This is a genomic window from Streptomyces cinereoruber (assembly GCF_009299385.1).
GTDB lineage: Bacteria > Actinomycetota > Actinomycetes > Streptomycetales > Streptomycetaceae > Streptomyces > Streptomyces bikiniensis.
In genome coordinates this window covers 1,993,802-2,011,755 of the sequence record NZ_CP023693.1, presented here as the reverse complement: position 1 = coordinate 2,011,755, position 17,954 = coordinate 1,993,802, and the positions used below count along the sequence as shown (strand labels likewise).

At 75.3% G+C, this 17,954-nt stretch carries 20 protein-coding genes; 10 read left to right on the top strand and 10 right to left on the bottom strand.

The window, feature by feature from the left end; genetic code table 11:
- The first annotated feature begins 122 nt into the window (after window positions 1-122).
- From CP977_RS08890 to CP977_RS08880, 3 genes are all read left to right on the top strand, one after another.
- Window positions 123-1,061, top strand: a complete 939-nt coding sequence (locus CP977_RS08890; protein ID WP_062756587.1) for a PAC2 family protein — start codon at window positions 123-125, stop codon at window positions 1,059-1,061.
- A 31-nt stretch (window positions 1,062-1,092) separates the two neighbouring features.
- Window positions 1,093-1,695 (top strand): dephospho-CoA kinase, encoded by a 603-nt coding sequence (gene coaE, locus CP977_RS08885; protein WP_062756588.1) that lies wholly within the window; start codon window positions 1,093-1,095, stop codon window positions 1,693-1,695.
- A gap of 80 nt (window positions 1,696-1,775) precedes the next feature.
- Window positions 1,776-2,144 carry a tetratricopeptide repeat protein gene (locus CP977_RS08880; protein ID WP_062756589.1) on the top strand — a complete coding sequence of 123 codons (369 nt, stop codon included), beginning with the start codon at window positions 1,776-1,778 and terminating at the stop codon, window positions 2,142-2,144.
- A gap of 22 nt (window positions 2,145-2,166) precedes the next feature.
- On the opposite strand, the gene CP977_RS08875 is transcribed toward CP977_RS08880, so the two are convergent.
- Together CP977_RS08875 and CP977_RS08870 are read right to left on the bottom strand one after the other, a co-directional pair.
- Window positions 2,167-2,442, bottom strand: coding sequence for a DUF6343 family protein (locus CP977_RS08875; protein WP_062757148.1), 276 nt, complete (start codon window positions 2,440-2,442; stop codon window positions 2,167-2,169).
- A 98-nt stretch (window positions 2,443-2,540) separates the two neighbouring features.
- Window positions 2,541-2,876, bottom strand: coding sequence for a hypothetical protein (locus tag CP977_RS08870; protein ID WP_062756590.1), 336 nt, complete (start codon window positions 2,874-2,876; stop codon window positions 2,541-2,543).
- A gap of 261 nt (window positions 2,877-3,137) precedes the next feature.
- On the opposite strand from CP977_RS08870, the gene CP977_RS08865 reads away from it, so the two are divergent.
- The 3 genes from CP977_RS08865 to CP977_RS08855 all read left to right on the top strand — a co-directional run bounded on the left by CP977_RS08865 (window position 3,138) and on the right by CP977_RS08855 (window position 8,242).
- The gene (locus CP977_RS08865) at window positions 3,138-6,002 is read left to right on the top strand and encodes a DEAD/DEAH box helicase (protein ID WP_152369874.1); all 2,865 of its coding nucleotides are present in this window, start codon (window positions 3,138-3,140) and stop codon (window positions 6,000-6,002) included.
- Window positions 5,999-7,267 (top strand): SWIM zinc finger family protein, encoded by a 1,269-nt coding sequence (locus CP977_RS08860; protein ID WP_062756592.1) that lies wholly within the window; start codon window positions 5,999-6,001, stop codon window positions 7,265-7,267. Before CP977_RS08865 ends, CP977_RS08860 begins: the two co-directional genes overlap by 4 nt.
- Window positions 7,268-7,441: 174 nt before the next feature.
- A complete protein-coding gene (locus CP977_RS08855; RefSeq protein ID WP_152369873.1) occupies window positions 7,442-8,242 on the top strand; it encodes a chaplin in 801 nt (266 codons plus the stop codon).
- Between the two features lie 47 nt (window positions 8,243-8,289).
- On the opposite strand, the gene CP977_RS08850 is transcribed toward CP977_RS08855, so the two are convergent.
- The 3 genes from CP977_RS08850 to CP977_RS08840 all read right to left on the bottom strand — a co-directional run bounded on the left by CP977_RS08850 (window position 8,290) and on the right by CP977_RS08840 (window position 10,758).
- Window positions 8,290-8,967, bottom strand: a complete 678-nt coding sequence (locus tag CP977_RS08850; protein WP_062756594.1) for a DUF2293 domain-containing protein — start codon at window positions 8,965-8,967, stop codon at window positions 8,290-8,292.
- A 17-nt stretch (window positions 8,968-8,984) separates the two neighbouring features.
- Window positions 8,985-9,443, bottom strand: coding sequence for a hypothetical protein (locus tag CP977_RS08845; protein ID WP_062756595.1), 459 nt, complete (start codon window positions 9,441-9,443; stop codon window positions 8,985-8,987).
- Between the two features lie 103 nt (window positions 9,444-9,546).
- Entirely contained in the window at window positions 9,547-10,758 is a 1,212-nt protein-coding gene (locus tag CP977_RS08840) for a pyridoxal phosphate-dependent aminotransferase (RefSeq protein ID WP_062756596.1), read from the bottom strand.
- Window positions 10,759-10,903: 145 nt separating this feature from the next.
- On the opposite strand from CP977_RS08840, the gene CP977_RS08835 reads away from it, so the two are divergent.
- Entirely contained in the window at window positions 10,904-11,545 is a 642-nt protein-coding gene (locus tag CP977_RS08835) for a winged helix-turn-helix transcriptional regulator (RefSeq protein ID WP_062756597.1), read from the top strand.
- Here CP977_RS08835 and CP977_RS08830 read toward each other — a convergent pair.
- Window positions 11,535-11,891: a MerR family transcriptional regulator gene (locus CP977_RS08830; protein WP_062756598.1), complete on the bottom strand. Its 357-nt coding sequence runs from the start codon at window positions 11,889-11,891 to the stop codon at window positions 11,535-11,537. The two genes, CP977_RS08835 and CP977_RS08830, sit on opposite strands and share 11 nt — an antisense overlap.
- A gap of 48 nt (window positions 11,892-11,939) precedes the next feature.
- On the bottom strand, window positions 11,940-12,692 hold the full coding sequence (locus tag CP977_RS08825) for an SDR family NAD(P)-dependent oxidoreductase (protein ID WP_152369872.1): 753 nt from the start codon (window positions 12,690-12,692) through the stop codon (window positions 11,940-11,942).
- A 43-nt stretch (window positions 12,693-12,735) separates the two neighbouring features.
- Between CP977_RS08825 and CP977_RS08820 the strand changes: the two genes are divergently transcribed.
- Both CP977_RS08820 and CP977_RS08815 read left to right on the top strand, forming a co-directional pair.
- On the top strand, window positions 12,736-13,209 hold the full coding sequence (locus CP977_RS08820) for a hypothetical protein (RefSeq protein WP_062756600.1): 474 nt from the start codon (window positions 12,736-12,738) through the stop codon (window positions 13,207-13,209).
- A 4-nt stretch (window positions 13,210-13,213) separates the two neighbouring features.
- The gene (locus tag CP977_RS08815; protein WP_062756601.1) at window positions 13,214-13,849 is read left to right on the top strand and encodes a nucleoside/nucleotide kinase family protein; all 636 of its coding nucleotides are present in this window, start codon (window positions 13,214-13,216) and stop codon (window positions 13,847-13,849) included.
- A gap of 21 nt (window positions 13,850-13,870) precedes the next feature.
- Here CP977_RS08815 and CP977_RS08810 read toward each other — a convergent pair whose 3' ends face one another.
- Both CP977_RS08810 and CP977_RS08805 read right to left on the bottom strand, forming a co-directional pair.
- Window positions 13,871-14,797 carry a carbohydrate kinase family protein gene (locus tag CP977_RS08810; RefSeq protein ID WP_109185704.1) on the bottom strand — a complete coding sequence of 309 codons (927 nt, stop codon included), beginning with the start codon at window positions 14,795-14,797 and terminating at the stop codon, window positions 13,871-13,873.
- A complete protein-coding gene (locus CP977_RS08805) occupies window positions 14,794-15,792 on the bottom strand; it encodes a pseudouridine-5'-phosphate glycosidase (protein ID WP_152369871.1) in 999 nt (332 codons plus the stop codon). Before CP977_RS08805 ends, CP977_RS08810 begins: the two co-directional genes overlap by 4 nt.
- Before the next feature lie 265 nt (window positions 15,793-16,057).
- Between CP977_RS08805 and CP977_RS08800 the strand changes: the two genes are divergently transcribed.
- Window positions 16,058-16,414, top strand: a complete 357-nt coding sequence (locus CP977_RS08800) for a cupin domain-containing protein (RefSeq protein ID WP_062756603.1) — start codon at window positions 16,058-16,060, stop codon at window positions 16,412-16,414.
- 162 nt (window positions 16,415-16,576) lie between these two features.
- Here CP977_RS08800 and CP977_RS08795 read toward each other — a convergent pair whose 3' ends face one another.
- Window positions 16,577-17,881 (bottom strand): MFS transporter, encoded by a 1,305-nt coding sequence (locus CP977_RS08795; RefSeq protein ID WP_109185702.1) that lies wholly within the window; start codon window positions 17,879-17,881, stop codon window positions 16,577-16,579.
- Window positions 17,882-17,954: the final 73 nt, after the last annotated feature.

Genomic DNA, 17,954 nt, shown 5'->3' with positions numbered 1-17,954 from the left:
CTCGGCGTTTTCCCGAAGACCCCGTTTCCCGAAGGCCTCGTTCTCCCGAAAGATCGCGCGTCCCGGGAATGGGGGCACCGTCCCGCGCGTTCCCAGAGAGGACACGAGGAGGAGCGGTAATCGTGCTTGATCCGCAGGATTTGTACGAATGGGACCCGAAGGGCGTGGCCGTCGTCGACATGGCTCTGGCACAGGAGTCGGCCGGCCTGGTCATGCTGTACCACTTCGACGGCTACATCGACGCGGGCGAGACCGGCGAGCAGATCGTCGAGCGCGTGCTCGACACCCTTCCGCACCAGCTGGTGGCACGCTTCGACCACGACCGGCTCGTGGACTACCGGGCCCGCCGCCCGCTGCTGACCTTCCGGCGCGACCGCTGGACCGCGTACGAGACGCCGTCCATCGAGGTCCGCCTCGTGCAGGACGCCACCGGCGCCCCCTTCCTCGTCCTCTCCGGCCCGGAGCCGGACGTGGAGTGGGAGCGGTTCGCCGCCGCCGTCCGGCAGATCGTCGAGCGCCTCGGCGTGCGCCTCTCCGTCAACTTCCACGGCATCCCCATGGGCGTGCCGCACACCCGCCCGGTCGGCCTCACCCCGCACGGCAGCCGCACCGACCTCGTGCCCGGCCACCGCAGCCCCTTCGACGAGGCCCAGGTCCCCGGCAGCGCCGAGGCGCTCGTCGAGTACCGGCTCACCGAGGCCGGCCACGACACCCTCGGCGTCGCCGCCCACGTCCCGCACTACGTGGCCCGCTCGTCGTACCCGGACGCGGCCCTGACCGCCCTGGAGGCCGTCACCGCCGCCACGGGCCTCGTCCTCCCCGGCGTCGCCCACTCCCTGCGGACGGAGGCCCGCCGCACCCAGACCGAGATCGACCGCCAGATCGGCGAGGGCGACGAGGAGTTGGTGGCGCTCGTGCAGGGCCTTGAGCACCAGTACGACGCGATGGCCGGTGCCGAGACCCGCGGCAGCCTCGTCGCGGAGCCCGCCGACCTGCCGTCCGCCGACGAACTGGGCCGTGAGTTCGAGCGCTTCCTCGCGGAGCGGGAGGGCGATGCGTAGCCCCGCGGGGGCAGGCCCTAAGCTGCCGCTCATGCTGAAGGTGGGCCTGACCGGCGGGATCGGCGCCGGCAAGAGCGAAGTGTCACGGCTGCTCGTCTCGTACGGGGCCGTCCTGATCGACGCGGACCGGATCGCCCGCGAGGTCGTGGAGCCCGGCACCCCGGGGCTCGCGGCCGTCGTGGAGGCCTTCGGCGACGGCGTCCTCACCCCGGAGGGGACGCTCGACCGGCCGAAGCTCGGCTCCGTCGTGTTCGCCGACGCCGAGCGCCTGGCCACCCTCAATGCCATCGTCCACCCCCTGGTCGGCGCCCGGTCGGCCGAGCTGGAGAGCCGGGCGGGGGCCGGGGACGTCGTCGTCCACGACGTACCCCTGCTCACCGAGAACGGCCTCGCGCCGCTCTACGACCTGGTCGTGGTCGTGGACGCGTCCCCCGGGACCCAGCTCGACCGGCTCGTACGGCTCCGGGGCATGGACGAGTCCGAGGCGCGGGCCCGCATGGCGGCCCAGGCCACGCGCGCGCAGCGGCTGGCCGTCGCGGACCTCGTGATCGACAACGACGGACCGCTCGGCGAGCTGGAACCGCAGGTCCGGAAGGTCTGGGACGAACTGGCCCGGCGGGCCGCGTCCTCCTGAGGCCCCGTGGGGAGGCGAGCGGACGGAATGCGGCCACCGGGTCCGGTGTTCAACCACCGGACGAGGGGAAGGATGCCATCGTGGCCGACAGCAATCCGGAAACGCACGTCATCGACTTCCGCGCCGCCGAGCACCTGCTGGCCGCGCGGGACCCCCGTGGCGCCGTGAAGCTGCTGGACTCGGTGATAGCCGCCCACCCCGAGAACACGGCCGCGCGCCTGCTGCGCGCCCGGGCCTTCTTCGCCGCCGCCCAGCTGCGCCCCGCGCAGCTGGAGTTCGAGCTGGTCCTGGAGCGCGAGCCGGACAACGCGTTCGCCCACTTCGCCCTCGCCCGCACCCTGGAGCGCTCCGGACAGACCGACCGGGCCACCCGGCACTTCCGCCTCGCCGCCGCGCTCGACCCCAAGCCGGAGTACCTGAAGGCGGCGGGCTTCGACTCGCACGACTGAGGACACGCGGGGCCGGGCGCGCTCAGCGTCCGCCGCCGCCTCGGTCGCGGTCGGGATCGTACGGGGGGACGTCCCGGCCCGGCTGCCAGTGCGGCCCCTGCCGCATCCGGCGCACCACGAGGACCAGGTCGACCAGGACCACCAGGAACAGCACCCCGCAGGCCGCCGCCCACCCGGGCCGGCCCACCAGGGCGAACGCGACCGTACCGAAGGCCGCCCACAGCAGCCCCCACACGCTCAGCCAGAACCGCATCCGCAAGGGACTGCGCGCGGTCACCGGCTCACTCCCGGTCCGCATGACGGTCACGCCCTCCGTGAGACTTCTCCGGCCCCTTCCAGCATGGACCCGTCCCGGAGGAAAGCGGAAAGCGGAGCCGGGAACGCCCGTGGGAACGCTCAGTGGATGACGCTGTAGCTGCGCCACGGCGGGGTGTCCGGGACGATCTCGTCCCCGGTGTCGGCCGGCAGGTAGGTGGAGTCCTTGCCCCGGCAGTCGCGGGTCGGGTACAGCACGATGTCCACCATGGTGTTGTTCTCGACCTTGGTCGCGCCGGACGGCGCCAGGTGGTGGCAGCCCTTCACCGAGGGGCTGGTCACCATCACCCCCACCTCGCGCTCCGTCTCGTACTCGATCGTGCCCACGGCGGTGCGGCCGAGGCCCGAGCAGCCGGCGACGGCGAGGGTGAGCAGCACGGCCCCGGTGGCGGTCGTGAGACGCCGGCGAAAGGACATGGCGGTTCCTCTTCTGTCGGGTTCTATCGAGTACGGCGATGGGCGGTGCCCCTCGGGTCCGACCCCGGTCCAGGCCCACCCTCCCGCCCGCCGGACCCCGTGTCATCCGTTGCTGGGCCGCCCGGGGGAACCGCCCGGCGGCCGGGCCGGCCCCGGTGGCCGGAGCCCGTTGTCAGACCCCGCCCGTAAGGTCGGAGATCCACGTCGGAACCGTTCGGGATTCCGGCACGCGGCGGAGAGCCGGGGGAGGAGAGCGGAGCCGTGACACACACCTGGACCACCTGCGCCGCCGTCTTCCTGCCCGCCGCCCTGCCCCGCGAGGGCCGGATCGCCTTCTGGGCCCCCGACGGCGGCCCGCTGCCGGATCCGGAGGCGGTGCCCGGCGCGGAGCGCGTCGCGCTGACCGTCGCCCGGCGGCACGGCGGCGGCGCCCGGAGCCGCGAGGTCCCCGCCGTCACGCTCCCCGTCGAGACCGCCCTGCCCCACCTCGTCGCGGCCCGGCACCACCCGGCCGCCCACCCCGCCACCGCCGGCTGGGGCGCCGCCGCCCTGCACGCCCTGCACCTGGCCGCCCGGGGACGGCTCCTGCCGGGACTCACCGCCGACGACCTGGACGCCTGGCGGGCCGGGCCCCTGGACGCCGACGACATCGCCCACCTGCGGGCCGTCGCCGCCGCCCTGCCGGTCGAGGCGTACGCCGTCCCCGTCCCCGGCCGGGGGCCGCTGAGGCTGCCCGAGCCCGAAGCCCTCGTCCGCGCCTTCCTCGACGCCGTCGCCGACACCCTGCCCCGCACCCCGGCCGCCGCCCACGCGGTCGGTGCGCCGTTCGCGGCCCGTGCCCCGCAGCACCTGCCCCGCGCGCGTGCCTGGGCCGCCGAGGCGGCGGCCGGAATGGACGCCGGGGTCCGCGTCTCGCTCCGCCTCGACCTGTCGCCGTACGAACTCTTCGACATCGGCGCCCCCGGGGAAGAGGACGGTCCTCCCGGGAAGGAGGGCGGAGGCGAGCGCCACGCCGCCGCCCTCCTCCAGGTCCACAGCCTCGCCGACCCCACCCTCGTCATCGACGCCACGGCCCTGTGGGCGGGGGAGGGCGAGCACTTCGGCCCCCGCGCCCGGATCGACGCCGTCCTCGCCCTGCGCCGCGCCGCCCGGGTCTGGCCCCCGCTCGCCCGGCTCCTGGAGCGGGACGTGCCCGACGTCCTCGCCGTCACCGAGGACGAGCTGTACGAGCTGCTCGGCCCCGCCACGGCCCGGCTCGCCGACGCCGGGGTCGCCGTCCACTGGCCGCGCGAACTGGCCCGCTCGCTCAGCGCCTCCGCCGTCGTCCGCCCGGCGCTCGCCGCACCCGGCTCCGCGACCGACGGCACCTCCTTCTTCGACAGCGAGGAGCTGCTGCGCTTCGACTGGCAGCTGGCCCTCGACGGCGACCCGCTCACCGAGCGCGAGATGGACCTCCTCGCCGAGGCCCACCGGCCCGTCGTGCGCCTGCGCGACCAGTGGGTCGTCGTCGATCCCGACCTGGTCCGCAAGGCCCGCAAGCGGGAGCTCGGCCTGCTCGAACCGGTCGACGCCCTCGGCGTCGCCCTCACCGGCACCGCCGAGGTGGACGGCGAGACCGTGCCCGCCGTCCCCGTCGGCGCGCTCGCCGCCCTCCGCGACCGGCTCCTGGCCGGACCCGAGGACGTGCAGGCCCCGCCCGGCCTCACCGCCACCCTGCGCGACTACCAGCTCCGCGGCCTCGCCTGGCTGGACCTGATGACCTCCCTCGGCCTCGGCGGCTGCCTCGCCGACGACATGGGCCTCGGCAAGACCGTCACCCTCATCGCCCTCCACCTGCGCCGCGCCCGCCGCGCCCCCACCCTCGTCGTCTGCCCGGCGTCCCTGCTCGGCAACTGGCAGCGGGAGGTGCGCAAGTTCGCCCCCGACGTGCCCGTGCGGCGCTTCCACGGCACCGACCGGGACCTGGACGGCACCGGGGGCGGCTTCGTCCTCACCACCTACGGCACCCTGCGCACCAGCGCCGCCCGACTGGCCGCGCACGAGTGGGGGATGGTCGTCGCCGACGAGGCACAGCACGTCAAGAACCCGTTCTCCGCGACCGCCAGGGCGCTGCGCGAGATCCCCGCACCCGCCAGGGTCGCCCTGACCGGCACCCCCGTCGAGAACAACCTCTCCGAGCTGTGGGCCCTCCTCGACTGGACCACCCCCGGGCTCCTCGGACCGCTCAAGGCCTTCCGCTCCCGGCACGCCCGGGCCGTGGAGAACCACGAGGAGATCGAGCACGCCGAGGCCGTCGAGCGGCTCGCCCGGCTCGTCCGGCCCTTCCTGCTGCGCCGCCGCAAGTCCGACCCCGGCATCGTCCCCGAGCTGCCGCCCAAGACGGAGTCCGACCACCCCGTCCCCCTCACCCGCGAGCAGGCCTCCCTCTACGAGGCGACCGTCCGCGAGACCATGGCGCGGATCGAGGAGTCCGAGGGCATGGCACGACGCGGCCTCGTCATGAAGCTGCTGACCTCCCTCAAGCAGATCTGCAACCACCCCGCCCAGTTCCTCAGGGAGGAGGCCCCGCGCGGCCCCGGCACCGCCCGCCTCACCGGCCGCTCCGGAAAGCTCGCCCTCCTCGACGAACTCCTCGACACGATCCTCGCCGAGGACGGGTCCGTGCTCGTCTTCACCCAGTACGTGTCGATGGCCCGGCTCCTCGCCGACCACCTGGCCGCGCGCGGCATCCCCGCCCAACTCCTGCACGGCGGCACCCCGGTGGCCGAGCGGGAGCGGATGGTCGACCGTTTCCAGGACGGCGAGGTCCCCGTCTTCCTGCTCTCCCTCAAGGCCGCGGGCACCGGCCTCAACCTCACCCGGGCCGGCCACGTCATCCACTACGACCGCTGGTGGAACCCGGCCGTCGAGGAACAGGCCACCGACCGCGCCTACCGCATCGGGCAGACCCAGCCGGTGCAGGTCCACCGGCTGATCGCCGAGGGCACGGTCGAGGACCGGATCTCCGACATGCTCCGCGCCAAGCGGGCCCTGGCCGACGCCGTCCTCGGCTCCGGCGAGGCCGCCCTCACCGAACTCACCGACCGCGAGCTCGCCGACCTGGTGTCCCTGAGGAGGCCCTCGTGAACCGTGCCCGGGCCGGGCACGGCGCCGTCGCCCGCCACGACGACCGCCGCCGCTCCTTCCCGCAGGTCGCGCCCCGCGAGGCCCCCGACGGGCGGTTCGCCGCCACCTGGTGGGGGAACGCCTGGGTCGAGGCCCTGGAGGACACCGCCCTCGACCCGGCCCGCCTCGCCCGCGGCAAGGCCTACGCGGGACGCGGCCACGTCGACGCGATCACGGTCACCCCCGGCCGGGTCGTCGCCTACGTCCACGGCAGCCGGCCCCGCCCGTACCGCACCGAGATCAGGATGCGGACCCTCGGCGACGACGGCTGGGAGGAGTTCCTCGACGGGGCCACCGCGCGCCCCGACCACATCGCCGCCCTCCTCGACAAGGACGTGCCGCACGCCCTGGAGGCGGTCGCCGGACTGCTCCCCGCGCCGGGCGACCTCGTCCCCGACTGCTCCTGCCCGGACGACGGCTACCCCTGCAAGCACGCCGCCGCCCTCTGCTACCAGGCCGCGCGGCTCCTCGACGAGGACCCGTTCGTCCTCTTCCTGATGCGCGGTCGCGGCGAGCAGGAACTCCTCGCCGAACTGACCCGGCGCAACGCGGCCCGGTCCGCCGCCGAGGCGGACGCCGCCGCGCCCCCGATGCCCACCGTCCCGGCCCGCACCGCCCTCGACACCGCCGGGGCCGGGCTCCCGCCGTTGCCCGCCCCGTTGCCGCTCCCCGACCGGCCCGGCCGCCCGGCCGTCTTCCCGCCCGACCCCGCCGCCCCCGACCCGCTCGCGCTCGACCTCCTCGCCACCGAGGCCGCCGCCCGCGCCCACGCCTTCCTCGCCACCGGCCTCGACCCGGTCGCCGCCCTCACCCCCTGGCAGGACGCGGTCCGGCTCGCCGCCGCGCACCCCGGCTCCGGCCTCACCGCCTCCACCCGCGCCCTCTACCGCGACCTGGCCCGCGCCCTCGACCGCACCCCCACGGACCTGGCCCGCGCCGTCGCCGCCTGGCGACAGGGCGGCGCCGAGGGCCTCGCGGTCCTGGAGGAGGCCTGGGACCCGCCGGCGGGCCCGTTCGACCGGGCCAGACCCGCGCTGCTCGCCGCCGGCCTCCCCGCCTTCCGCCCCTGGCGCAACCGCCTCTCCGGCAGGTCCCTCCAGCTCCGCCTGGGCCGGGACGGCCTCTGGTACGGCTACGAGTCGGACGCCGACCGCGAGGACTGGTGGCCGCGCGGCGCCCCGGGCCACGACCCGGTCGACACCCTCGACGGCCTCCTGGGGCGCTGATTCCGCGACCGGCCCGGTAAACGAACCGGCGGGCGAACCAGCGGACGGTCCACACTCGAACAGGCCCCACTCGTTGGGGTGAAACCCTCCGGAGGCCGGATCCGGCGCGTACGTCCGCCGCGTTGATTCGGGTACGGGCAACTGCCCGTGCACACCTCCGGAAGGCAGGAAGCCATGAGGCAGATTCGCCGAAGTGGTCTGGCCACACTGTTGGTCACGGGCGGGGCGCTCGCCCTCTCGGCGGGCGCCGCGCACGCCGACGCCGGCGCCCAGGGCGCCGCGGTCGGTTCGCCGGGAGTCGGTTCCGGCAACACGGTTCAGCTGCCGGTGCACGTACCGGTCAACGTCTGTGGCAACACGGTCAACGTCGTCGGGCTGCTCAACCCGGCCTTCGGCAACAGCTGCGCCAACGTCTCCGACGGACCGACGGGTTACGGATCGGACGACGACGGCCGCTCCCACTCCCACAAGGACGAGCCCGGCACCCCGCGCGGCGGGGAGCAGGCCGGCGGCTCCCACGGGGGCGGCTCCCAGAGCGGCGGCTCCTCCAACGGCGGCGGCTCCTCCGCCGAGAGCCACGCCGAGGGTTCGCCCGGCGTCCTCTCCGGGAACGGCCTCCAGCTCCCCGTCGACGTCCCCGTGAACGTCAGTGGCAACTCGGTCAACGTGGTCGGCATCGGCAACCCGTCCTTCGGCAACACCGCGGTCAACGGCCCCTCGGAGCCGGCCCCGCCGATCGAGACGCCGACGCCCCGCCCGCAGACCCCCGTGCGGAACGTCCCGGTCCCGCAGGCGCAGACCGAGTCGCCCGCCCCCGCCCCGGCCCCCGTGGCGCAGGGCGAGACGGGCGAGGCCGCGCTGGCCCACACCGGTTCGTCGGCCGGCATCGGCTACGCCGCCTCGGGAAGCGCCGCGCTGCTCCTCGGCGGAGCCCTGCTGTACCGTCGCGCGCGCCGCGCCGGAGACCAGGCCTGAGGGAACGCCCCGCGCGGCGGGACCGGCGCGCGCCGACACCCGAGCCGTCAGCCGCGCGCGTCCCCGCCGTCGCCGCGCCAGGCCCGGAGCACCGCTTCGATGGCGGGTGCCACCCTCGTCCGGGCCTGGTGACGGGGCACCCCCTGCATCAGCAGGGTGTCGTACGGGGTGTCGACGTGCCGTACGCCGGCCCGTACCGCCGCGGTCACCGCGTCGCGGTCGAGCGAGCGGCCCGCGGCCGTGCGCCCCACCCGCCCACTGCCCTTCGCCGAGGCGTGGGCGGCGATCTCGCCGGCCCGGTCCGCCGGGCAGGACGGGAAGAGCCGCAGGATCTCCGCCCGGAGGGCCGTGGTGACCTCGGCGTCGAGGACCGCGCGCCGCTCCGCGTCCCGGGCCCGCCGTCTGGCGCGTGCCTCCGCGTCCGCCAGGCAGGCGCGCTCCGCCGCCGCCAGCGCCGCCTCCTCGACGAGGAGGCCCTGGCGCTCGTACCGGGTACGGCGCCGGTTGTGCCGTACCACCACCGCCCAGAGGGCGCTGCCCTCGCGGGCGCGGCGGGTGAGGGCCGTGTCGCCCCGGGGCAGGAAGACCAGGTGGCCGAGGTCGGCGCAGTCCAGGCAGACCGGCGCGTTGAATTCCAGGATCATCCGCTCCAGCGGCCCCCGGTGGCACTCCGAGCAGCGGCGGCGCTTGAGCGGTTCGACGACGACCGGCGCGACGAGGTCCATGCCCGCCCCCGCCCCCGTCAGCGGACGCCGGGCGCGGCGGCGGCGACGAACCGGGCGAGGGCCTCCTTGGCCTGCTCGGAGCGGCGGGCGCGGTCCGCGGTCCCCACCGCCTCGTGCATGCAGTGGGTCTCCTCGAAGGCCTTCTCCGCCAGGCGCCGGGTCTCGGGGTCGTCGCACACCAGCTGGACGCGGAAGAGGGCCTGCCGGGCAGCGGTGCGCTGCCGGTAGGAGGCGTAACGGGACTCCTCGGCCTCCTCCGAGCCGGGCTCCTCGACCGCCCGGAACCAGCGGTCGTTCTGGCTGTGCCGGTAGTCGACGACCGCGCCGGCGAAGGCGCTGTAGGTCGCGATCCGCTCCTGCCGGAGCTGCTCGGAGCGGGCGAGCGCGGCCGTGCGCTCGGTGGCCCGCCCCTGGAACCAGTGTGTGAAGACGACACCCAGCAGGGTTCCCGCCACGGCTATCAGTGCGGCGTCCATGACCGGCCGCCCTCCCGTTCTCCTCGACCGTCCGACCCCTTGATCATGACAGCCGGGAGGGCTCGCGTCACCGCCCGTGTCCGTACCCGCACACCCGCATCCGCTACTGCCGGTATCCGCTCAGGAAGCGGCCGATGCGGCTGATCGCGGCGTCGAGGTCGTCGGCGTACGGCAGGGTGAGGATGCGGAAGTGGTCCGGGCGCGGCCAGTTGAAGCCGGTGCCCTGGACGACCTGGATCTTCTCCCGGAGCAGCAGGTCGAGGACGAACTTCTCGTCGTCGTGGATCTTGTGCACGGCCGGGTCGAGGCGCGGGAAGGCGTACAGGGCGCCCTTCGGCTTCACGCAGGAGACGCCGGGGATCTCGTTGAGCTTCTCCCAGGCGCGGTCGCGCTGTTCGCGCAGCCTGCCGCCCGGGGCGGTCAGCTCGTGGATCGACTGGCGTCCGCCGAGCGCGGCCTGGATGGCGTACTGGGCGGGGGCGTTGGGGCACAGGCGCATGGAGGCCAGCATGGTGAGGCCCTCCAGGTAGTTCGCGGCGTGCCGCTTCGGGCCGGTGACGACCAGCCAGCCGGAGCGGAAGCCGGCCACCCGGTAGGTCTTGGAGAGGCCGCCGAAGGTGAGGACCACCAGGTCGTCGGCGAGGGAGGCGGCGGGGTGGTGGACGGCCTCGTCGTAGACGATCCGGTCGTAGATCTCGTCGGCGAGGACCATCAGGCCGTGGCGGCGGGCGAGGTCGAGGATGCCCTCGACGATCTCCTTCGGATAGACCGCGCCGGTGGGGTTGTTGGGGTTGATGATGACGACGGCCCGGGTCCGGTCGGTGATCTTCGACGCCATGTCGTCGAGGTCCGGGTACCAGTCGGCCGACTCGTCGCAGAGGTAGTGCACGGCCTTGCCGCCCGCGAGGGTGGTGGCGGCGGTCCAGAGCGGGAAGTCGGGGGCGGGGATCAGGACCTCGTCGCCGTCCTCCAGGAGGGCCTGCACGGCCATGGAGACCAGCTCCGACACGCCGTTGCCGAGGAAGACGTCGTCCACGTCGACCTCGGGGAGGCCCATCTCCTGGTAGCGCTGGGCCACCGCGCGGCGGGCGGAGAGGATGCCGCGCGAGTCGGTGTAGCCGTGGGCCTTGGGGAGCATCCGGATCATGTCCTGGACGATCTCCTCGGGCGCCTCGAAGCCGAAGAGGGCCGGGTTGCCCGTGTTGAGGCGCAGGACGCTGTGGCCCGCCTCCTCCAGGGCGTTGGCGTGCTCGATCACCGGGCCGCGGATCTCGTAGCAGACCTCGTTCAGCTTGCTCGACTGCCGGAACTCCATGTCCGACCTCCCCAGTTCCCGGAACCAGCACCGCTCGTTGTCGCTCGGCCTCGCATTGCTCGGTCTTACGTCGCTCGGCCTTACGTTGCTTGGTTTTACCAAGTTCGAGCTTGGAAAGTCCAACGACATGTCTAGACTGCGTCGCATGCCACGTCAGTCACGCCGCAGCTACGACCAGCACTGCGCCGCCGCGCGCGCCCTCGACCTCGTCGGCGACCGCTGGACCCTGCTCGTCGTCCGCGAACTCCTCGCCGGGCCGCGCCGCTACACCGACCTCCACGCCGACCTGCCCGGCGTCAGCACGGACATGCTGGCCGGCCGCCTCAAGGACATGGAGGGCGCCGGGCTCGTCACCCGCCGCCGACTGCCCCCGCCCGCCTCGGCGTCCGTGTACGAACTCGCCCCGCGCGGCCGGGACCTGCTGCCCGTCCTGCGCGCCCTCGCCGCGTGGGGCGCGCCCGATCTGGGGGAGCCGCGGCCGACCGACGCCGTGCGCGCGCACTGGTACGCGATCCCGCTCCTCGGGGCGCTCGCGGAGCTGGGCGAGGGGACGGTCCAGGTCACCCTGGACGAGGGGGAGTTCCACGTACGGGTCGGGGCCGACGGCGATGTCGCGTACGGGGACGGCCCGGCGGAGGCGCCCGACGCCCGGCTGCGGACCGACGCGGCCACGTGCCGGGCGCTCGCGGGCGGGGAACTGACGCTGGCCGAGGCGGTGGCGTCGGGGCGGGCGGAGCTGGAGGCGGTGGCGCCGGTCCCGGCCGCGGCCCCCGGCCTCACGTCCTGACGGACTGCGCCTCCAGGGCCTTCGCCAGGCGGTCGCGGGCCGCGGTCTGCGCCGCGATCCGCGCGTCGAGCACGGCCAGCCGCTCGCGGGCGATCTCCAGGCCGCGGGCGGACGGCGGGGCCGTGGCCATGTCCCCGTCCAGGCAGGAGCGGAAGGCGGACACGTCGTCCAGGGTGAGCCCGGCGTCCAGCAGGTACCGGATGTTCGCCACCCGCGTGACGGCCCCCTCCTCGTACACCCGGTAGCCGTTGGCCGCCCGGGACGACGTGATCAGACCCGCCTGCTCGTAGTGCCGCAGGGCCCGGGCCGACACCCCGGTCCGCCGGGCCAGTTCGCCGATGCGCAAGGACGCCACCTCCCCGCGCAGTCGTACCACGGACCGGCGGACCGCCGTTCAGGAGACCAGCGCACCCCCGTCGACGGGCAGCACCACGCCGGTCGTGAAGGAGGCCTCGGGCGCGGCGAGGGAGGTGATCGCCCACGCGACCTCCTCGGGCCTGCCGAGCCGCCCCAGCGGAACGTGCGCGAGCTGCCAGGCCCGCACCTCCTCCAACCGCTCCGGGGACAGGCCCGCGTGCAGGCCGATCGGGGTGTCGACCGGTCCGGGGGCGACCGCCACCACCCGGACCCCGGCCGGCGCGAGCTCCACCGCCCAGCAGCGGGTCAGGGTCTCCAGGGCGCTCTTGGTCGCCGGATAGAGGGAGTTGGCGGGCCAGCCGCGCTGACCGATGGTCGTCGACACGTTCACCACCACGCCCCGGGACTCCCGGAGCGCGGGGACGGCGGCCCGGGTGAGCAGGACCGGGGCGACGAGGTTCGTCTCCAGGAGCGGGGTGATCACGGAGCGGTCGAGAGCGTCGAGCGGTCCGCCCGTGGCGATCCCGGCGTTGTTGACGAGGACGTCGAGGCGGCCGTGGGTGTCCAGGGCGGCCCGGACGATCTCCTCGGCGGCGCCCTCCGCCGTGATGTCGGCGGCGAACGGGTGGATCCCGGGCCGGCCCTCGGCGGTCTCCCGCAGCGGCTCCGCCCTGCGGCCGACGGCGACGACGGCCGCCCCCTGCCCCGCGAAGGCCCGCGCGGCGGCCCGGCCGATGCCGGTGCCCGCGCCCGTGACGACGACGACCCTGGTGGGTGTGGTGGTGTCCATGAATCCGATGGTCGAACGCTGACGCCAATGACAAGGTCAACCCATGACACCGCACGAACTGTGGACGGCCCTGCCGCAGGACGCACGCGAGCGCGTGGACGCGTTCGTCGTCCGGCGGAAACGGATCATGGCCGTCAAGGAGATGTGGGAGTCCGGCGTCGTGCCCCGGCCCGACCTGAACGACTGCCTCCACCTCACCGCCGTACGCACGGAGATCCTCGCCGACCGGCTCGTGCCGCTGCCGGCCCAGGACGTGGACACCCTCGCCGGAAAGGCCGTCGCGCTGCCCGGGCCGCCCGCCGCCCTGGAACTGGAGTGGGACGGCGACAGCTGGGGCTGGATCCTGCTGCTCGGCGCCGTCCTGCCGGATCCGCCCGGGCGTCCGCGCCCGTTGGCGCGGTGGCAGCAGGCCGACTGGACGGAGCCCCTCGCCACCGCGCGGGCCCTCGCCGACCGGCTCGGCGTGCCGCTGCGCGGCCCCGGTGACGACGGTCCGCCGTACGCAGGGGCAGAGTGAGGGGATGCGGTACGAGGCGATCACCTGGGACAAGCTGGCGGAGGCGCTCGCCGGGCACGTCGACGCGTCCGCCCCCGGCGACGGCGGCGCATGGCTCAAGGTCGGCATCGACGGGCCGCCCGCCGCGCCCGGCGCCGAACTGGCCGCCGCGCTGGCCGAGGCCCTGCGGGCGCGCGGGCGCCCCGTCCACCTGGCAGGCACGGACGGCTTCCTGCGGCCCGCCTCCCTCCGGTACGAGTACGGCAAGCAGGACCCCGACGCGTACTACGGCGGGTGGACCGACACCGGCGCCCTGTGGCGGGAGGTCTTCGGCCCGCTGGAACCCGGCGGCACCGGGCGGGTACTGCCCGACCTGTGGGACCCGGCCAAGGACCGGGCGACCCGCAGCCCGTACGTCACGCTGCCGCCCGGCGGGGTCCTCGTCCTGCACGGCCCCTTCCTGCTCGGCCACTGGTTCCCCTTCGACCTCGCCGTGCACCTGCGGCTCTCGCCCGCCGCCCTCGCCCGGCGCACGGAGGAGCCCTGGACGCTTCCCGCCTTCGCCCGGTACGAGACGGAGGTCGATCCGGCCGGGACGGCGGACGTCGTCGTGCGCGCCGACGACCCGCGCCACCCGGCCTGGACGGGACTCGGGCGGTAGGCGCCCCGGGGCTTCCGTCCCTCAGGAGGCCGATCGGCCGGCCGCCGGTCGCACCGGCGGACGGCCGCCCACCACCGTGACCGCCTCCGTGCCCGCCCGGCACCCCGCCTCCGCCGCCTTCACCGGGTCCGCGCCCGCGAGTCGGGCCGCCAGGAACGCCCCGGTGAACGCGTCGCCCGCGCCCGTCGAGTCCACCGGCCGCACCGGGGGCGCCGCCACCCGCGCGGCGACCGCGCCGCCCTCGGCGACCAGCGCGCCCGCCGCCCCGAGGGTGACCACGACCAGCGGGAAGCGCCGGCTCAACTCCGCCGCCGCCCGCTCCGGTTCGGAGCACCCGGTGAGGACCCGGGCCTCGTCGGCGTTGGGCAGCAGCACCTCGGCCCCCTCCACGGCCGCCAGGAACCGGTCGACGCCCAGCGCCGTTAGGAACCCCGCCGAAGCAGGGTCCACGCTCACCGCGATCCCCGCCCCGGTGGCGTCCCGCAGCGCCCGCCGGGCCGTTTCGCGGCTCGGGTCGGCGAAGAACAGGTACCCCGAGAGGTGCAGCCGGGCCACTCCGTCGAGCAGCTCCGGGGACCAGTCGGCGGGGGAGAGGCGCAGCGCGGCGCCGCTGTCGGTCAGGAAGGTGCGCTCCGCCGAGGCGTCCACGAGCGCGATGACGGTGGCCGTCGCCGCCTCCGCGTCCCGGACGAGCAGGGGACGCACGCCCGTCGCCCGCAGTGCCCGCTCGTGCCAGTCGGCCGCTTCCCTCCCCACCCGGCCGAGCAGCCGCACCTCCCCGGCGCCGGAACGCACCGCCCAGCAGGCCGCGTTGGCCCCGGCTCCGCCCGGCAGGGTCCGGATCTCCGCCGCCGTGTCCGTGGCCGGCGCGAGCGGGGCCCGGTGCCGGGCCACGACGTCCGTGACCACGTCCCCGACGACGAGCAGCGCGCGCCGGACGCGGCTCACCGGCCGCCCGTGCCGCGCGCCTCCGCGCCGCCGTCGTGTGTTCCCTCGCGTATCTCCGTACCGCCGCCCGCCCCTCCCGCGCCGGGTATGCCCGCCCCGTACGCCCGCGCGATCCTCGCCGCCAGCCGCACGTTCCCCCGTATCGCCGCCAGGTTGGCCTCCAGGGACGCGCCCTCCGTGTGCACCGTCAGGTATTCGAGCAGGAACGGCGTCACCGCCTGGCCCGTGATCCCCTTCTCCTTCGCCGCCGCCAGGCCGTCCGCGAGCACCCGGTCGTGCAGCGCGGGATCCAACTGCTCGGCCTCCGGCACCGGATTGGCCACGACGAGCGCCGCCCGGGGACCTTCGAGCCGGTCCTGCGCGCGCATCACCGCCGCCACCTCCTCCGGTGTCCGCAGGGTCCAGTCGACGGGCTCGCCCGAGGAGGAGAGGTAGAACCCGGGGAAGTGCTCCGTGCCGTACCCGACGACCGTCACCCCCAGCGTCTCCAGGCGCTGGAGCGTCGCGGGCACGTCCAGGATCGACTTGACCCCGGCACAGACGACGGCGGTCCCGACCTGCGCGAGCAGCCGCAGGTCGGCGGACTCGTCCTGCGTCTCGGTCCACGCGCGGTGCACCCCGCCGAGGCCGCCCGTCGCGAACACCCGGACGCCCGTCGCGTCCGCCAGCCAGGCCGTCGCCGAGACCGTCGTCGCACCGGTCGCGCCCGTCGCCAGGGCGGGGGCCAGGTCGCGATGGCCCAGCTTCCGCACCGTCGGGTCCTCGGCGATCCGTATCAGCGCCGCCTCGTCCAGGCCCACCCTGGCCGTGCCGTCCACCACGGCGATCGTGGCGGGGACGGCGCCCCCGGCCCGTACCAGCTCCTCCAGCTCACGGGCCACCGCGAGGTTGCGCGGGCGCGGCAGGCCGTGGGCGACGAGCGTCGATTCCAGGGCGACGACGGGACGGCCCTCGTGGAGCGCTTCCCGTACCTCTTCGGACACGTGTGTGGACATGCCTCATTCCTGGCGCACCCGCGAACCCCGCAAACCTCGTTGGCGACCTCCTGCCAATTCCTCCGGAGCCGCCCTGCGGAATCCGTCACGGACCGCCCCCGGCGACAGCCCCGGACCGCCCGGGCGCCCTTGCGGCACCGCCCCGGAGCGGCGGTACGGATTCCGTCGGCACCGTCCGATCCGGGCATCGTCCCTGGTGGGAGCCGTGTCCTTCCTGCGGTCCCACCCTCGGACCACTGCCGGATCCCCGCTACAGTCACCGCCCATGACGACACACGACCTCCCCTCCTTCGCCGTCCACATCCCCGACGCGGAGCTCGAACCGGAGCCGCTCGACCCCGCCCAGATCGTCTCCGGCACGCCCGAGGTGACGGGCAAGGTGCTGTGGGAGTCCGCCGACGGCAAGCAGGTGCGCGGCATCTGGCAGATCACGCCCGGGGTCGTCACCGACACCGAGGCCAACGAGCTGTTCGTGGTGGTCTCCGGGCGGGCGACCGTCGCCGTCGAGGGCGGGGACACCCTGGAGATCGGCCCCGGCGACGCCTGCGTGCTGCGCGAGGGCGACCGGACCACCTGGACCGTCCACGAGACCCTGCGCAAGGCGTACCACATCAGCCTCTGAGGCCTTCGAAGCCTCTGAGGTCTCCGAGGCCTCTGAGGTCTCCGAGGCCTCTGAGGTCTCCGAGGGCGTGGCGGGCTCGGCGAGCACGCCGACCCGGCCCGACCGCCCGTGCGCGCACACCCGGCACACGGGCGGCCCGCCCACACCTCCCCGCGGGCCCGCTCAGGCCTTCTTGAGGACGCTCCGCAGGGCGAGCGCCGCCATCGGAAGGAGCAGGCAGGCGGCGATCGCGTTCAGCGGTCCGTAGCCCGCCTGGGAGACGATCAGGCCCGCCGCGAGCCCGCCGACCCCGGCGGCCGTGTTCATGACGAAGTCGGAAAGGCCCTGGGCGGCGGCCCGGGCGGCCTGCGGCACCGAGTCCGTGAGCAGCGCCGAACCGGACACCAGCCCCGCCGACCAGCCCAGGCCGAGGACGAAGAGCCCCAGGGCGACCCGTCCGTGGCTCGCCCCCGCCGTGCCCGCGACGAGCGCCGCCGCGCCGATGAGGCCGACCGCGAGCCCGATCACCGAAAGGCGCCCCAGCCGGTCGGAGAGCCGGCCCATCAGCGGCGAGAAGGCGTACATGCCCGCGATGTGCCCGCTGATGACGAGGCCGATCAGCTTGATGTCCGCGCCGTGGTGGGTGAGCGCCACCGGGGTCATCGACATGATCGACACCATGGCGGTGTGCGAGCCCGCGACGGTGACCAGGGCGAGGCGGGCCCGCGGGGACTCCCGTACCGCCCGCATCCCGGCCCGCAGGGAGCGGCTCTCGACCGCCTCCTTCCCGTCCGGGTCCGCGTCGGTCAGCGCGCGGGCGGTGAGGAGCGGGTCCGGGCGCAGCAGCAGGGCCACCACGGCCGCGGAGACCACGAAGACGCCGGCGGCCCAGACGAAGGGGCCCGCCGTCGCCGGCACGCCCAGGCCCGCGACGCTCCGCCCGGCGGGCGCCGCGACGTTCGGCCCGAGCACCGCCCCGATCGTGGTCGCCCACACCACCGTGGAGATCGCCCGGGCCCGGTGGTCCGGCTCGGCCAGGTCGGCGGCGGCGAAACGGGCCGCCAGATTGGCCGAGGAGCCGGCACCGAAGCCGACGAGCCCGACGAGCAGCAGGGCGAAGCTCCCGACGACCGCCCCGAGCACCACCACACCGGCGCCCACGGCGCCGAGCAGATACGCGAGGACGAGCCCCGCCCGGCGTCCCCGCGAGGCCATCAGGGCGGCCAGCGGCATGGCGAGCAGTGCGGGACCTGCCACCGTCGCCGTGGACGCCAGACCGGCCAGCGCCTCGGTGCCGCCGACCTCCGTGGCCAGGACGGCGGCGAGCGCGACCCCGATGGCGATGCCGAGGCCGCCGAGGATCTGGGTGGCGATCAGCACGGCCTGGACGCGCCGCCGCAGCGCCGGCAGCTCGGCGGCGGTGACGGGGGCGGGGCCGGGTATGTGGCCGGGCAGGGTGGCGTCAGGGGCACCGGGGGTGTGGGTCACTTACGAGAGTGTGCCAGCCGTCCCACCTGATGGGAACGTCCCCGTCCCGGGCGCGACCCTCGGAACAAGCGCC

Excerpts from the sequence above, each read along its gene's own strand:
- CP977_RS08835 (WP_062756597.1), top strand. The coding sequence starts at position 10,904 with ATGCCACGTCAGTCACGCCGCAGCTACGACCAGCACTGCGCCGCCGCG.
- CP977_RS08840 (WP_062756596.1), bottom strand. The coding sequence starts at position 10,758 with ATGGAGTTCCGGCAGTCGAGCAAGCTGAACGAGGTCTGCTACGAGATC.
- CP977_RS08815 (WP_062756601.1), top strand. The coding sequence starts at position 13,214 with ATGCGGTACGAGGCGATCACCTGGGACAAGCTGGCGGAGGCGCTCGCC.
- CP977_RS08855 (WP_152369873.1), top strand. The coding sequence starts at position 7,442 with ATGAGGCAGATTCGCCGAAGTGGTCTGGCCACACTGTTGGTCACGGGC.
- CP977_RS08875 (WP_062757148.1), bottom strand. The coding sequence starts at position 2,442 with ATGCGGACCGGGAGTGAGCCGGTGACCGCGCGCAGTCCCTTGCGGATG.
- CP977_RS08845 (WP_062756595.1), bottom strand. The coding sequence starts at position 9,443 with ATGGACGCCGCACTGATAGCCGTGGCGGGAACCCTGCTGGGTGTCGTC.
- CP977_RS08805 (WP_152369871.1), bottom strand. The coding sequence starts at position 15,792 with ATGTCCACACACGTGTCCGAAGAGGTACGGGAAGCGCTCCACGAGGGC.
- CP977_RS08800 (WP_062756603.1), top strand. The coding sequence starts at position 16,058 with ATGACGACACACGACCTCCCCTCCTTCGCCGTCCACATCCCCGACGCG.
- coaE (WP_062756588.1), top strand. The coding sequence starts at position 1,093 with ATGCTGAAGGTGGGCCTGACCGGCGGGATCGGCGCCGGCAAGAGCGAA.
- CP977_RS08825 (WP_152369872.1), bottom strand. The coding sequence starts at position 12,692 with ATGGACACCACCACACCCACCAGGGTCGTCGTCGTCACGGGCGCGGGC.
- CP977_RS08870 (WP_062756590.1), bottom strand. The coding sequence starts at position 2,876 with ATGTCCTTTCGCCGGCGTCTCACGACCGCCACCGGGGCCGTGCTGCTC.
- CP977_RS08850 (WP_062756594.1), bottom strand. The coding sequence starts at position 8,967 with ATGGACCTCGTCGCGCCGGTCGTCGTCGAACCGCTCAAGCGCCGCCGC.
- CP977_RS08820 (WP_062756600.1), top strand. The coding sequence starts at position 12,736 with ATGACACCGCACGAACTGTGGACGGCCCTGCCGCAGGACGCACGCGAG.